This is a genomic window from Nocardia sp. Tas62D01 (genome assembly GCF_055232035.1).
Genome location: NZ_JBUYUZ010000001.1, coordinates 348,172 through 360,987 on the forward strand (window position 1 = coordinate 348,172; position 12,816 = coordinate 360,987).

General features: G+C 67.2%; 13 protein-coding genes. 5 read left to right on the forward strand and 8 right to left on the reverse strand.

The window, feature by feature from the left end; translation table 11 throughout:
• The first annotated feature begins 62 nt into the window (after window positions 1-62).
• Window positions 63-800 (forward strand): TetR/AcrR family transcriptional regulator, encoded by a 738-nt coding sequence (locus ACV7NQ_RS01830; RefSeq protein ID WP_463357989.1) that lies wholly within the window; start codon window positions 63-65, stop codon window positions 798-800.
• 75 nt (window positions 801-875) lie between these two features.
• On the opposite strand, the gene ACV7NQ_RS01835 is transcribed toward ACV7NQ_RS01830, so the two are convergent.
• Genes ACV7NQ_RS01835 through ACV7NQ_RS01850 form a run of 4 tightly spaced genes read right to left on the reverse strand, consistent with a single transcriptional unit; the run spans window position 876 to window position 5,900 of the window.
• Complete coding sequence (locus tag ACV7NQ_RS01835; RefSeq protein WP_463357990.1) at window positions 876-2,348, reverse strand: GntP family permease; 1,473 nt, start codon at window positions 2,346-2,348, stop codon at window positions 876-878.
• A gap of 10 nt (window positions 2,349-2,358) precedes the next feature.
• A complete protein-coding gene (locus ACV7NQ_RS01840; protein WP_463357991.1) occupies window positions 2,359-2,982 on the reverse strand; it encodes a bifunctional 4-hydroxy-2-oxoglutarate aldolase/2-dehydro-3-deoxy-phosphogluconate aldolase in 624 nt (207 codons plus the stop codon).
• Window positions 2,979-4,592, reverse strand: coding sequence for an N-acyl-D-amino-acid deacylase family protein (locus ACV7NQ_RS01845; RefSeq protein WP_463357992.1), 1,614 nt, complete (start codon window positions 4,590-4,592; stop codon window positions 2,979-2,981). The genes ACV7NQ_RS01840 and ACV7NQ_RS01845 overlap by 4 nt, the downstream gene beginning before the upstream one ends.
• A gap of 12 nt (window positions 4,593-4,604) precedes the next feature.
• Window positions 4,605-5,900, reverse strand: coding sequence for a type III PLP-dependent enzyme domain-containing protein (locus ACV7NQ_RS01850; RefSeq protein WP_463365494.1), 1,296 nt, complete (start codon window positions 5,898-5,900; stop codon window positions 4,605-4,607).
• Window positions 5,901-6,003: 103 nt separating this feature from the next.
• Between ACV7NQ_RS01850 and ACV7NQ_RS01855 the strand changes: the two genes are divergently transcribed.
• The 3 genes from ACV7NQ_RS01855 to ACV7NQ_RS01865 are packed head-to-tail and all read left to right on the forward strand — an operon-like array spanning window position 6,004 to window position 8,311.
• The gene (locus ACV7NQ_RS01855; protein WP_463357993.1) at window positions 6,004-7,104 is read left to right on the forward strand and encodes a sugar kinase; all 1,101 of its coding nucleotides are present in this window, start codon (window positions 6,004-6,006) and stop codon (window positions 7,102-7,104) included.
• Window positions 7,105-7,129: 25 nt separating this feature from the next.
• On the forward strand, window positions 7,130-7,900 hold the full coding sequence (locus tag ACV7NQ_RS01860) for an IclR family transcriptional regulator (protein ID WP_463357994.1): 771 nt from the start codon (window positions 7,130-7,132) through the stop codon (window positions 7,898-7,900).
• A 3-nt stretch (window positions 7,901-7,903) separates the two neighbouring features.
• On the forward strand, window positions 7,904-8,311 hold the full coding sequence (locus ACV7NQ_RS01865) for a RidA family protein (protein WP_463357995.1): 408 nt from the start codon (window positions 7,904-7,906) through the stop codon (window positions 8,309-8,311).
• 105 nt (window positions 8,312-8,416) lie between these two features.
• Here ACV7NQ_RS01865 and ppc read toward each other — a convergent pair whose 3' ends face one another.
• Both ppc and ACV7NQ_RS01875 read right to left on the reverse strand, forming a co-directional pair.
• Window positions 8,417-11,317, reverse strand: a complete 2,901-nt coding sequence (ppc, locus tag ACV7NQ_RS01870; protein WP_463357996.1) for a phosphoenolpyruvate carboxylase — start codon at window positions 11,315-11,317, stop codon at window positions 8,417-8,419.
• 24 nt (window positions 11,318-11,341) lie between these two features.
• Entirely contained in the window at window positions 11,342-11,473 is a 132-nt protein-coding gene (locus ACV7NQ_RS01875) for a hypothetical protein (protein ID WP_463357997.1), read from the reverse strand.
• Window positions 11,474-11,488: 15 nt separating this feature from the next.
• On the opposite strand from ACV7NQ_RS01875, the gene ACV7NQ_RS01880 reads away from it, so the two are divergent.
• Entirely contained in the window at window positions 11,489-11,782 is a 294-nt protein-coding gene (locus ACV7NQ_RS01880; protein WP_463357998.1) for a nitroreductase/quinone reductase family protein, read from the forward strand.
• On the opposite strand, the gene ACV7NQ_RS01885 is transcribed toward ACV7NQ_RS01880, so the two are convergent.
• On the reverse strand, window positions 11,779-12,354 hold the full coding sequence (locus ACV7NQ_RS01885; RefSeq protein WP_463357999.1) for a GTP-binding protein: 576 nt from the start codon (window positions 12,352-12,354) through the stop codon (window positions 11,779-11,781). The genes ACV7NQ_RS01880 and ACV7NQ_RS01885 overlap by 4 nt on opposite strands.
• Before the next feature lie 28 nt (window positions 12,355-12,382).
• Window positions 12,383-12,796 carry a DUF742 domain-containing protein gene (locus ACV7NQ_RS01890; protein WP_463365495.1) on the reverse strand — a complete coding sequence of 138 codons (414 nt, stop codon included), beginning with the start codon at window positions 12,794-12,796 and terminating at the stop codon, window positions 12,383-12,385.
• Between the last annotated feature and the right edge of the window lie 20 nt (window positions 12,797-12,816).

A 12,816-nucleotide genomic window follows, 5' to 3' on the forward strand; every position in this document is an offset into this window, starting at 1 on the left:
AACGATAGCGATGCTACCAGTGTTAGCAACAGAGATAACAAGAGTGCGTTATCATTGGAAGCATGGCGGAGACTAGACCGGATAGCGCCAGCAGGCATAAGACGCGAGCGAACATTGTGGAGTGCGCGGCGCAGCTCCTGCGTGAGCAGGGCGCGAGCGCGGTCACGACCCGTGCGGTCGCGCAGGCGGCCGGCATGCAGGCGCCGACCATCTATCGGTTCTTCGAGGACAAGGACGCGCTGCTCGACGCCGTTGCCGAACACGTCTTCGCCACCTACGTCGCCGGGAAGACACTCGTCGAGGACGGCGGCGACCCGGTTGCGGATCTTCGGGCGGGGTGGGACACGCATATTGGCTTCGGTCTCGCCAACGCAGCGCTATTCGGTCTCCTCACCGACCCCAGCCGTGGGTCTCGTTCACCGGCGGCGGCCGCTGGCCTGGAGGTTCTGCGCGCCCGGGTGCACAGCGTTGCCACAATCGGCCGGCTTCGGGTCCCAGTAAGGCGCGCCGTCGAACTCATCCACGCTGCCGGCACCGGCGTCGTACTCACCTTGCTCTCCACCCCGCCGGAGCACCGGGACCTCGACCTTGCGGACACGATGTACGAGGCGGTGATGCGATCGATCCTCACCGACGTGCCGACGCTTCCCACCGACAGCGCGACCGCGGTCGCTGTCGCAGTCCGGGCCGTCGCACCGAAGCTGACAATGCTCACCGACGCCGAGAGCGCCCTGCTATCGGAGTGGCTGGATCGAGCCGCCGACGGTCCAACCACCTGTGAAGGTGATGTGGCGGCTTAGAACTCGCCCACGCAACCCGCTGCGACGAGTCCCTCCGCAACTTTCCCGCGTAGCGGAGGGACTGTTTCGCGCTGCTCAGCTGACAATCGCGAACAGAATCGCGGCGACCGCGAAACTTACTACGGAGAGCACTGTTTCGAGTACGGACCAGGTTTGCAACGTCTGTTTCACCGTCAGGTTGAAGTACTTCGAGATGATCCAGAAGCCGCCGTCGTTGACGTGGCTGAGGATAATCGAGCCCGCCGCGATGGCCATGGCGATGAGTGCGACGGACATCTGCGAGTAGCCGTGGCCGGCGACCAGCGGTGCGACGATGCCGCCGGTGGTCACGATGGCGACGGTGGCCGAGCCCTGGGCGATGCGCAGGCCACAGCTGATGATGTAGGCCAGCACGATCACGGGAAGACCTGCGGCCGACATGGTGTCGGCGAGCGCAGTGCCGATTCCGGTGGCGGAGATGATCTTTCCGAAGAACGCGCCCGCGCCGACGACCAGCAGCAGCATGCCGACGGGCTTGAGCGATTCCGCGGTGAGCGTGCTGAGTTCCTGCACGCTGGAACCGCGCCGCACGCCGAGCACATAGAAGGCGACGAGCACCGCGATGAGCAGTGCGACGGCAGGCGTGCCGAGGAAGGTCAACACCTGCAATAGTTGCGACTTCTTGTCCAGCCACTGGGTGCCGAAGGTCGCGCCGAGGATCAGCAGCAGCGGGATGGCGATGATGCCGCCGATGACAGCGACGGACGGCGCCTTCTGCTCCGTACGAGTGATGGTCGAGCCCGGATTGCCGGTGGGGTCGGCGTCGGCCCAGGGTTCGGTTGCCATGGTCGGTGTCTGCGCCGTCTCCGGCCGAACCAGGAACTCCGCGGGCACCTCCACCTGCACGCGCTTGCCGATGTAGCTACCCCACACAATGCCGGCGGCGATGAATCCCGGTATGCCGCAGATGAATCCCATCAGGATCAGCCAGCCCAGGCTGACGCCGAGCAGACCGCCCAGCGCGACGGGCCCCGGGTGTGGCGGCAGGAATGCGTGCGTCATCGACAGACCGGCCAGCATCGGCATCGCGTACAGCACCAACGAGCGCCCACCACGCTTGGCGGCCACATACACCAGCGGCGCCAGCACGAAAATGCCGATGTCGAAGAAGACGGGGATGCCGAAGATGAGCCCGAGCAGACCCATCGCGATCGGGGCGCCCCGCTCGCCGAACACACCGAGCAGCTTGCCGGTCAAAACATCGGCGCCACCGGAGCGTTCGAGAATCGCGCCGAGCACGGTGCCGAGGCCGATGATGACCGCGATGTGCCCCAGGATGCTGCCGAATCCGGTCTCCAGCAGTGAATCTCCGGATTTGATCGCGGTTCCGACGATCGTCGACACCGGTAGTCCGGCGGCGAGCGCCAGCGCCAGTCCGGTGAGCAGCAGCGCGATGAACGGCTCGAGCTTGACCTTGATGATGGCGAACAGCAGTACGGCTATTGCGAGACCGCAGAGCACCAACAGCCCGGGGGTGGTGGTGCGCAGCCAGTCGACGGTGGCGCCCATGGGGTACCTCTCAATTCATGGATCGAACGAATGACGCCGCGCGCGAGGCGATGTCGGACCATCGGCCCGCGGCAACATCGGATGGGGCAACGACATCGGTGCCCGCGGTAACTGCCACGGCCCCGTTGGCGAGGAATTCGGCGGCATTGCCCGCATTGACGCCCCCGGAAGGGATGAGCGCCACGTCGGGGAAGGGGCCGCGCAGGTCTTTCAGGTAGCCGGGGCCCAATGCCCTGGCTGGGAAGATTTTCACCGCGGCCGCGCCGAGGTCGAGTGCGGTGAGCACCTCGGTGGGCGTGAAAGCGCCCATGACCACCGGGATGTCGTGTTGCGCGGCGACGGCCGCGACCTCGGCGCGCACACCCGGCGTGACCAGGAAACGGGCGCCGTGGTCGATCGCGGCCTCGGCCTGATCGGCGTGCAACACCGTCCCGACACCGAGCACCGCTGTTTCGGTCGCCGCGGCCGCGCTCAGATAGTCGAGCACACCCGGCGTGGTGAAGGTGAGCTCCAACGCGCGAATGCCGGACCGCGCCAAGGCATCCGCCAGCGCGGCGGGGTCCGGGATCTCCGGGGCGCGAACCACGCAGAGCACTCGATCGGCGCGGATGACCTCGAGAGCGTTGGCGTTCAATATGTCTCCTTCCTCGACGAATGCATCCGTAGGGCGCGACCGGCGAGTGCGCCTGTCGGCGCGCCGTTTTCGATGGCGAACTCACCGTTGACCAGCACGTGTTGAATGCCGCGCGCCTGCTGCTTCGGGTTGTCGAAGGTCGCGGTGTCGACGATGGTCGCCGGGTCGAACAGCACGAGATCGGCGGCGTAGCTGGTGCATACGAGCCCGCGGTCGCTGAGTCGGAGCCGGTCGGCCGGTCGGCCGGTCAGGTGGTGGACGCAGTCCTCGAGCCCGAGCACGCCGAGCTCGCGAACGTAGTGGCCGAGGTAGCGGGGAAAGGTGCCCCAGGCCCTCGGATGCGGCCGATCGCCGACGAGCAGCGCGTCGCTGCCGCCCATGTGGCCGGGGTGCACCATGGTGGCGCGCACGTTCTCTTCGTGCCCGACGTGCTGCAGGATCGTGGTGGCCAGCGCGTCGCGGCGCAGCAGGTCGAAGAACACCTCGACCGGTGCGACACCGCGGTCCGCGGCGATCTCGTCGATGGTCTTGCCGACGTAGCGGTCCAGCTCCGCGTTGGCGACGCCGCTGATCTGAATGGTCTCCCATTCGACGGTGACACCGTGGCAGCCATCGGAGCCGTTCACGTTGACATCGCGGATGATTCGCGCGCGCATCGCCGGATCGTCGATCCGCGCCAGCGCTCCATCCGGTCCTCCGGACATCGCCCAGCTGGGCAACAGCGCGGAAAGTGTTGTCGTGCCGGGCAGATACGGATAGGTGTCCAGGGTGATGTCGCAGCCTTCGGCGCGGGCGTCATCGACCAGCGCCAGGAACTCCGGTGCGCGACCACGATTGACGCCGAAGTTCATGGTGGCGTGGGTGAGGTGCAGTGCGCAGCCGGTACTGCGTGACAGTTCGATCATTTCGGCGTAGGCCTCGAGCGCGCCCGCACCGTAGGAGCGGGTGTGCGGGGCATAGAACCCGCCGAAATCCGCGACAACCTCGCACAGCGCGGCCAATTCGCCGGTGTCGGCATACATTCCGGGCGTATAGGTGAGCCCGCTGGACATGCCGACCGCACCCTCGCGCAGCCCCTGCGCGAGCAGCTCCTGCATCCGTCGAATCTCGTCCACCGTCGCCGGACGCTGTTCACTGCCGATGACGAGCAGCCGCAGCGTGCCCTGTGGCACGAGGTACGCGGCGTTGGGCGTGATGCCCTGATCCAGGCGGTCCAGGTACTCGGCGACGCTACGCCAGGAGAAGTCCAGATCGACGGGATTGCCGTTCCATCCGGCGATTTGGCGGCGCAGCACCGCGAGCGCCGCGTCGTCGATCGGGGCGTAGGACAGCCCGTCCTGCCCGAGGAGTTCGGTGGTGATGCCCTGGCTGATCTTCGGAAAGTGACCGGGCTCGGTGAGCAGATGCAGATCCGAGTGGGCGTGCATGTCGATGAAACCGGGGGTCAGCACAGTGCCCGGCGCCGCGTCGACGATCCGCGTGGCGGTGCTGAGTGTGCCCGGCGCGGCGACCTTGCTGATCCGGCCGCGATCGATGAGCACGTCACCGCGGAAGCGGGGGGCACCGGTGCCGTCGATAATGTCGATGTCGCGAAACAATAAGTCGGTCATGGTTCTCCCTCGTCAGAAGAACGTGTGCACGAGGTCGACGACGCGGGGTCGTTCGGCGTCGGCGTCATCGATGACCGGGATGAGCCGCCACTTGTCGAAGGCGGTGCAGGGATGCGACAGACCGAGCCGCACGACGCTGCCGACGGGCAGCTCATCGGCTTTACTGCCCGGCATCCGCAGGAAGGCGTGCTGGTCGTTCAGCGCCGACACCGTTGCGGCCGGGTTCAGTGAGTCCTCCTGTCCCGCACTATGCTGCGGGACCGGAAGCCCCTCATCGAAGGGAAGATCACGCTTCCCCGCGTCCAGTAGCGCGAGCTCCGGCTCGGGTCGCGACACGGTGCGCGCCCAGCCGTGCATCGCGGAGCGCAGCGGTCGCTCGCTGCGCGGTGCGGCCAGCGGCGAGATGCCCGCGTAGAAGCCATCGTCGTGGATGATGTAGGCCCCCGAGCGCAGCACGACGGTCGTCGGAATGCCTTGTGCGCCTTCCTCATCGGCGAGCGCGCCCAGACACTCCACAACCAGGTCCTGGTAGGCGCTGCCCCCCGCGGTAACGATCGCCGTGTCGTGGTAGAGCCCTGCGGCGGCGAGTTCGCGGTGCAGGCGGGCGAGTTCGTCGAGATAGTGACGCACGGCAGCGATGGCCTCCGGGGTGCGGTCGTGGGCGAGCGCGCCCTCGTAGCCACCCACACCGGCCAGCGCCAGTCGGGCGGAACCGGCCACCGCCGCGGCAATGGCGTGCGCCTGTTCGATCGTGCGGGCGCCGGTACGACCGTGTGGCCCACCGAGTTCGGCGATCACCCGGATTCGCGCCTCCCCCGCAGACGAACGCAGGTGCTCGTCCATCAGCGTAACCGTCTCGACACTGTCGGCCCAGCAGACGAACTCGAAGGACGGGTCCCGCTCCAATTCCTCAGCGACCCAACGCAAACCGACGGGATCGACAAGCGCGTTCGCGAGCACGATCCGACCGACGCCGAACGAACGCGCGACCTGGACCTGCCACACGGTGGCGAAGGTGATGCCCCAGCAGCCCGCCACCAGCTGCTGCGCCCACAGCTGCGGCGCCATGGTGGTTTTCCCGTGCGGAGCCAGCCGTACGCCCGCGGCCCGCGCCCAGTCGGCCATCACCGCGACATTGGCGGCAACCACCGCCCGATCCACCGTCAGTACCGGTGTCTCGAACTCGTCGAGATGGGGCGCACCGTCCAGGAATTCCCGGACGGTGCGGCCCCAAGCCGCGGGCGGAAGTCCCTTGTGCTCCGGCCCCAGTGTCCGCTCTTCCAGTGCGGCAACAGCTTTCTCGTCGATCGCCACGGCGTTCCTTCCCGCGGATCGCGTCCACAGTGTCGCGCCCCGAACTCATCCACTAGCATTGCACATTATGCAACGCTTGTTGCACATCGTGTTTTGTGTGGTTATTCTGCACGGGATGGCCGATGGCCGCAAGGGCAGGAAGGAGATCGGTGTGATGTGGCGTACATCGACCCGCTCGCGGGCGGTGACCCTCGGGGAGGGACTCGCCGTTCTGGTGGCCCGGCCCGGCCCGCTGGAGGACTCGGAAAACTTCGAACGCACCGCGGGCGGCGCCGAGGCGAATGTCGCCACCGTGCTCACCCAACTCGGTGTCGACGCCGCGTGGATCTCCCGGGTCGGCGCCGACGGATTCGGCCGGTATCTGGTCGGGCATCTCGCCAGACGCGGGGTGGATGTGTCCGCGGTCGTCACCGATCCGGCGCGGCCGACCGCCGTGTACGTCAAAGAACGCGGTAGCGGGTCGGGCAAGGCGACCGACCTGGCCGAGCGGACCAGCCGGATGCTGTATTACCGCACCGGCTCCGCGGCCAGCGCGCTGTCCACCGCCGATCTGACTGCCGAAACCGCGGCCGGGCTGCTCAACCGCTGCGATCTTGTGCACTTCACCGGGATCACCACCGCGCTGTCGGAATCGGCAACTGGGCTCACCGAGGCGCTCATCGCGCTGCCCCGGCACGGCAGGCTCGTCAGCTTCGATCTGAACTTCCGGCCGGCGCTCTGGGCCGGACGGCAGGAACGGGCGGCGGATGTGCTCGCCCGGCATGTGCGCGGCAGCGACGTGGTGTTTCTCGGCGCCGACGAGGCGGGCGAGGTGTTCGATGTCGACGACGCGGACCGGCTGCGCGCGCTGTTCCCCGAGCCCGAGCACCTGGTGGTCAAGAACAACGAGCATTCGGTGACCGGGTTCTCCGGTAGCGAGCGCGTGGAGGTGCCCGCTCTCGGACTCGATGTCACCGAGCGAATCGGGGCGGGCGATGCGTTCGCGGGCGGGTATCTGGCGGCGCTGCTGCACGGCCGCCGCCTGGCGCAGCGGTTGCGGTTCGGACACCTGTGCGCCGCCGCGGCGCTGACCGGCACCGGTGACGTCGCGGAACTGCCCGCGCCCGAGGTGCTCGAGCCTCTCGCGGCCCTGGACGAGCCCGCGTGGGCGCGAGTGCATTACGCCGAGGCGGTCGTGAACCAGAATGTGGCGTTATGAGCGAGCGAATCGTAGGTAGAGTGTCATGAGTCAGAGTCTGTCGCGTGCGTTGACCATTCTCATGTCACTCGGCGAGGATGCGCGGTCGTTGGATCAGCTGGCAACCGAGCTCGGCGTACACAAGTCGACGGTTTTGCGACTGCTGCAGACCATGGAGTCGCAGCGCTTCGTGACCCACGACAGTCAGCACCAATATGTGCTTGGCTCAAAGCTTTTCGAGTTGGCCAATCGCGCGCTCGAACAGCGTGATGTCCGCACCATCGCGCGTCCGCATCTGAGCGCGCTGAATTCCGTTACCGGACAGACCATTCACCTCGCCACCTATGAGTCGCGGGAGGCTATCTATATCGACAAGTTCGACGCGAACCAGAGCGTGCGCATGTATTCCCGGATCGGACGGCCCGCTCCACTGCACTGCACGGCGGTCGGCAAGGTACTCGTCGCCGCCCAACCGCGCACGGAATGGCGGGCGATCGCGGAGCACCTCGACTACCGCGACTTCACCGAGCGCACCATCCGCACCCCCGACCAGTACCTGGCGGAGCTGGAACTCGTTGCCACGCAAGGCTATGCGGAGGACCACGAGGAGCACGAGAGCTTCGTCAACTGCATCGGGGTTCCGGTGCGCAATGGCACCGGCGCGGTGGTCGCGGCGGTGTCTATGTCCGTGCCGGACATGCTGCTCGACCACGACCAGGTACTGGCCGAGCTGCCGCAGCTGCGCGCGGCGGCCGACGCCATCTCCACCGAACTCGGCTGGACTTCCGGCCGACCGACCACCGCCATGAAAGGCTGACCCATGAGTGAGAAGATCGCCGTCCGCACCACAGACGCCCCTGCCCCCGCGCACACCTTCTCTCAGGGTGTCCGCAAGGGTCCGTTCGTCCAGGTCTCCGGCCAGGGTCCGGTGGACCCGGTGACCAACGAGTACCTCTTCCCGGGAGATGTTGCCGCCCAGACCATTCGGACGCTGCAGAACGTGAAGGCGATCATCGACGCCAGCGGCGCCACCTTCGATGACGTGGTGATGCTGCGCGTCTACCTCACCACCCGCGACGACTTCGCCGCCATGAACGACGCCTACGGCGAATTTGTCACCGCCAACACCACCGGCGACGTGCTGCCTAGCCGCACCACCGTCTGCACCGGCCTGCCCCGCGCCGAGATGCTGGTCGAGATCGACGCGATCGCCGTCGTCACGGACTAGCGGGCAAGGGCCCGGCTCACACCGACGGTGCTCGAATCCGCATGGCGACCCTCGACGTCCCGGCCACTGCGTCCGGCATTCACCGGGACGCCGGGATTGCGTGGGCTAACCCGAGTTTCGCAAGGCGGTCGCGAGACCGTTCATGGTGAGCAGGATGCCGCGCTTGACGAGTTCCGAGTCGTCGCCCGCGCGCAACCGACGCAGTAGCTCGACCTGCATCTGGTTGAGCGGCTCCAGGTACGGGAAGCGGTTGTGGATGGACTCGGCCAGGCTCGGGTTGTCGGCGAGTAGGTGGTCGTTGCCGGTGATGGCGGCGTGCATGCGTATGGTGCGAGCGTGCTCGTCGCGGATCATGCCGAAGATGTGCTCGCGCAGGGTGGCATCGTCGACGAGTTCGGCGTAGCGAGCCGCGATATCGAGGTCGCTCTTGGCCATCACCTGGGCCAGGTTCGACAGGACGGTGCGGAAGAACGGCCAGCGGCGGTAGAGGTCGGAGAGGGTGGCGAGGCGATCGGGGTCGCCACCGACCCACTCCTCCAACGCGGCTCCGGTGCCGTACCAACCAGGCAGCATGACGCGGGCCTGGCTCCATGACATCACCCAGGGGATGGCACGGAGGTCGGAGACGGAGTTCGTCGGTTTGCGCGAGGCGGGCCTGCTGCCGATATTCAGGTCACCGACCTCGGCGACCGGCGTGGACTGTCGGAAATACTGGACGAATCCCGGCGTTTCGTGCACCAGACGCGAATACGCCGCTCGGGCGCGCGCGGCCAGATCGTCCATGAGTTCATAGGACGGCTCGGCGTCGGGGCCGAGACCCTCGACATCGAGCAGGGTCGATTCCAAAGTGCCGGCGATCAGCGACTCTAGATTGCGGTGTGCGGTACCGGGTTCAGCGTATTTGGCGGCAATGACCTCACCCTGCTCGGTCAGCCGCAGCGAACCCTGCACTGCGCCCGCGGGCTGCGCGAGGATGGCGTCGTAACTGCGGCCACCGCCGCGACCAACCGTGCCACCGCGACCGTGGAAGAGCCGCAACCGGATCCCGGTTTTGCGCGCTACCTCGACCAGATCCAGCTCCGCGCGATACAGCGCCCAGTTCGCGGCCAGATACCCGCCGTCCTTGTTCGAATCGGAGTAGCCGAGCATCACCTCCTGCCGCATCCCCTTGGCGGCCACCAGCCCTCGATACACCGGAACTTCCAGTACGGCGGCCAGGGTCGCCGCCCCGGCGCCCAGGTCTTCGATGGTTTCGAACAGCGGCACGATGTCCATCGGGCAGTGCGGTGGTCCGTCCGGCTCGCCAGGATCGAGCAGTCCGCCCTCTTTCAGCAGCAGCGCCGCCTCCAGCATGTCGCTGACCGAGGTGCACATGCTGATGATGTAGTTCGGCACCGCCTCCGCGCCGAAGGTGACCACGACATCCCGTGCGGCACGGACGATGTCGAGCTCCTTGGCGGCGAGCTCACTCAGCCGCGCGTGCGGGCCGAGCAGCGGGCGCCGGGTGCGCAATTCGTTGGCGAGCAGCTCGACCCGCTGCGCTTCGGCCAAGCTCGCGTAGTCCGGATGCACGCCCGCCCAGGCCAGCAGTTCGGCGACGACCTGCTCGTGCACCTCGGAGTTCTGCCGCATATCCAGGCCCTGCAGATGGAAGCCGAAGGTTTCGATCGCGTGCCGCAGCGCAGCGAGCCGCTCATCGGCCAACAGGTCGTCGCCACTGGCCCGCATGGAGGCATCGACCGCGTCCAAGTCGTCGAGCACCGCTTGCGGCGACGAATAGGGTTGCACCGCAACGCCTTGATCCACAGCTTGTTGCGACGAGGCACTCGACTGCGTCGCGCCTGGAATGCCGATCGCCCGCTGCGGCGAGTTCGACAGTGCCGCAATGCCCGCTGCGGCGACCGCCGCACCCGATCGGATGCCCGCGCCGGCTCCGCCGGGCACCATGCCGAGTGCGTGCTCAGCGGTAGCCGCCAATCGCATCCGAATCCCATGCAGCGCACGGCGGTACGGTTCATCCGCGCGCGTGGTCGGATCGGGGTAGCCGGTCGCCGCGAGCGCGGCCACCTGCGGTGTCACCGGAACGAGGCGCGCCGACTGCGACAGCGCCTTCTCCAACTCCACCAGCTCGCGCAGATACCGGCCGAAGGCGACGGCCGAGGCCTGATCCGCCGCAGTGCGCACCACCTCCGCTGTCACATAAGGATTTCCGTCACGGTCGCCGCCGATCCACGAACCCGGGCGCAGGATCGGGCGCGGCAACAGCTCGACACCCGGCCACCGTGAGCGCAGCGCCGCCCGCACCTCCGCGTTGATCGCCGGAATCACCTCGAACAGGGTGATCTCGTAGTAGCGCAGGCCGACCGCGATCTCGTCCTGAATCCGCAAGCGCTGCAACCGGATCAGCGCGGTCCGCCAGAGCGTAAGCACCTGGCGGCGGATCCGCAGCTCGAATTCGCCACGCTCGCGCTCGGTTTCGGTGTAGCGCTGCCGCAGCCGCATCAGCTCGGTTATACGCGTCTGCACATCGAAGACCGTGCGGCGCCGGGTCTCGGTCGGATGGGCAGTGATCACCGGCGACACCAGTGCGTCGGCGAGCAGATCGGCGACCTCCGCGCCGTCCAGTGCGGCCGCGTCGAGCTTGCGGTAGGTGGCCGCGAGCGAGGAATCCTGCGGCGGCTCCCCCGCCGCCTCGTGCACGACGCGGCGACGGTCGCGCTGAATGTCCTCGGCCAGATTGGCTAGCAGCACGAAATAACTGAAGGCACGGATCAGCGGGAGCGCGACGGCGATATCGACACCGTCCAGCATCTCCGCCACCGCACTGCGCTCGACCTCCTCGCGGCGCACCCGGAATGCCTCGATGCGCACGCGTTCGATGAGATCGAACACTTCCGGGCCCTCATGATCACGGATGGTGTCGCCGAGGACGCCACCGAGAAACCGGATGTCGTCGCGCAGCGGCCGGGTCGCGTCCTGTTCCGCCTCGATCTGCGGTTCACTCATGAACCCGACATTACTGCGCCAAGATCACACGTTCGCCGTGACGCTCGTCGCTTCGCCGCGCCGCCCCCAATCCAGCAGACTCCGCAGTGAATGTGACTCGCCGACAAGGCCCCCGGCGATCACCCCCAGCTCACGCTCACCGGACGGTTCGCTCACTTCGCCAGCACCCGATTGAACGGCATCAGCAAGATTCAGGGGCGGCTGCACAGCAAGCTCTACCGCCGCTTCGGCGGCACCCGATTCGGAAAGCGGTTGGGGCGTCCGGTGTTTCAGCTGACCGTCGGGGGCAGGAAGTCCGGTGTGCCGCGTTCGGTGGTGCTGATGCTCGTCCACGACGGTGACGACCTGCTGGTATGCGGGTCGTTCGGCGGCAATCACACGGCGCCGAACCGGTGGCACAATCTGGTCGCCGCGGAGGGCGGTCACGTACAGGTGGGCAGCGCGGTACTGGGTAAGACCGGCTAGCCGACCTCGCGGGCCCGCAGTTGCGGTGCCGACAGTCGGTGCAGTAGCACCTGCTCCAGCAGCGCGACCAGCACGACCTTCACCGATTCTCGTTCTCGCGCATCGCATTCCAGCACGGGGATCCAGTCGTCGAGGCCGAGCGCCTCCCGTACCTCGTCGAGATCGAAGCGGTCGACGTTTTCGAAACGGTTGACCACCACGACGAACGGGGCGTTGTGTTCCTCGAAGTAGTCCAGCACCGGATAGCAGTCCTCGACGCGGCCGGTGTCCACCACGATCACCGCGCCGAGCGCGCCGTCGACCAAGTCGTCCCAGAGGAACACGAAACGGTCCTGGCCGGGGGTGCCGAACAGGTAGAGGATCAGCGAACTGTCCAGCGTGATGCGGCCGAAGTCGAGGGCCACGGTGGTCTGCGTCTTATCCGCGCGCCGACCGGGATCGTCGATACCGAGCGCGACCTCGGTCATCGCGGCCTCGGTCACCAGCGGCTCGATCTCGGAGATGGAGCCGATGAAAGTTGTTTTGCCGACACCGAATCCGCCGCTGATCACGATCTTCACCGACGACGGCATACGTTCGACGGGTGCTGGTGCCCGATATTCAGAGTGCCCGTACAAGGTCCCTGATCCTCTCGATGGCTGCGGTGGACAGTTCTGGGGCGTCCCGCGCCGAAACGTGACCGGCGGCCGCGAGATCGCTGACGATGACTTTCGCGACGCCGACCGGCACCCGCAGCGCGGTACCGATCTCGGCGATGGAATGGGGCCGCTGACACAGCTGCACGACGGTGCGCTGTTCGAATTGCAGCGGCGCGGACAGGGCGGCGGGCGGCGCCTGCACGAGTGTCTCGATGCGCAGCCCGTCCATCAACGGTGTGGTGCGCCCTGCGGTGACGACGAAAGGCCGAACGAATCGGTCGTCGGTGTCGGCGGCCGAGTCCTCGACGAGCTCCTCCGGACGTTCCTGCGGCTGGTTCGGTGCGAACCAGCCGACGAACTGATTCACCGGAATCATCCGCGGGTCCGGCAGCCTCG

Excerpts from the sequence above, each read along its gene's own strand:
- ACV7NQ_RS01830 (WP_463357989.1), top strand. The coding sequence starts at position 63 with ATGGCGGAGACTAGACCGGATAGCGCCAGCAGGCATAAGACGCGAGCG.
- ACV7NQ_RS01885 (WP_463357999.1), bottom strand. The coding sequence starts at position 12,354 with ATGCCGTCGTCGGTGAAGATCGTGATCAGCGGCGGATTCGGTGTCGGC.
- ACV7NQ_RS01860 (WP_463357994.1), top strand. The coding sequence starts at position 7,130 with ATGAGTCAGAGTCTGTCGCGTGCGTTGACCATTCTCATGTCACTCGGC.
- ACV7NQ_RS01845 (WP_463357992.1), bottom strand. The coding sequence starts at position 4,592 with ATGACCGACTTATTGTTTCGCGACATCGACATTATCGACGGCACCGGT.
- ppc (WP_463357996.1), bottom strand. The coding sequence starts at position 11,317 with ATGAGTGAACCGCAGATCGAGGCGGAACAGGACGCGACCCGGCCGCTG.
- ACV7NQ_RS01890 (WP_463365495.1), bottom strand. The coding sequence starts at position 12,796 with ATGATTCCGGTGAATCAGTTCGTCGGCTGGTTCGCACCGAACCAGCCG.
- ACV7NQ_RS01865 (WP_463357995.1), top strand. The coding sequence starts at position 7,904 with ATGAGTGAGAAGATCGCCGTCCGCACCACAGACGCCCCTGCCCCCGCG.
- ACV7NQ_RS01835 (WP_463357990.1), bottom strand. The coding sequence starts at position 2,348 with ATGGGCGCCACCGTCGACTGGCTGCGCACCACCACCCCCGGGCTGTTG.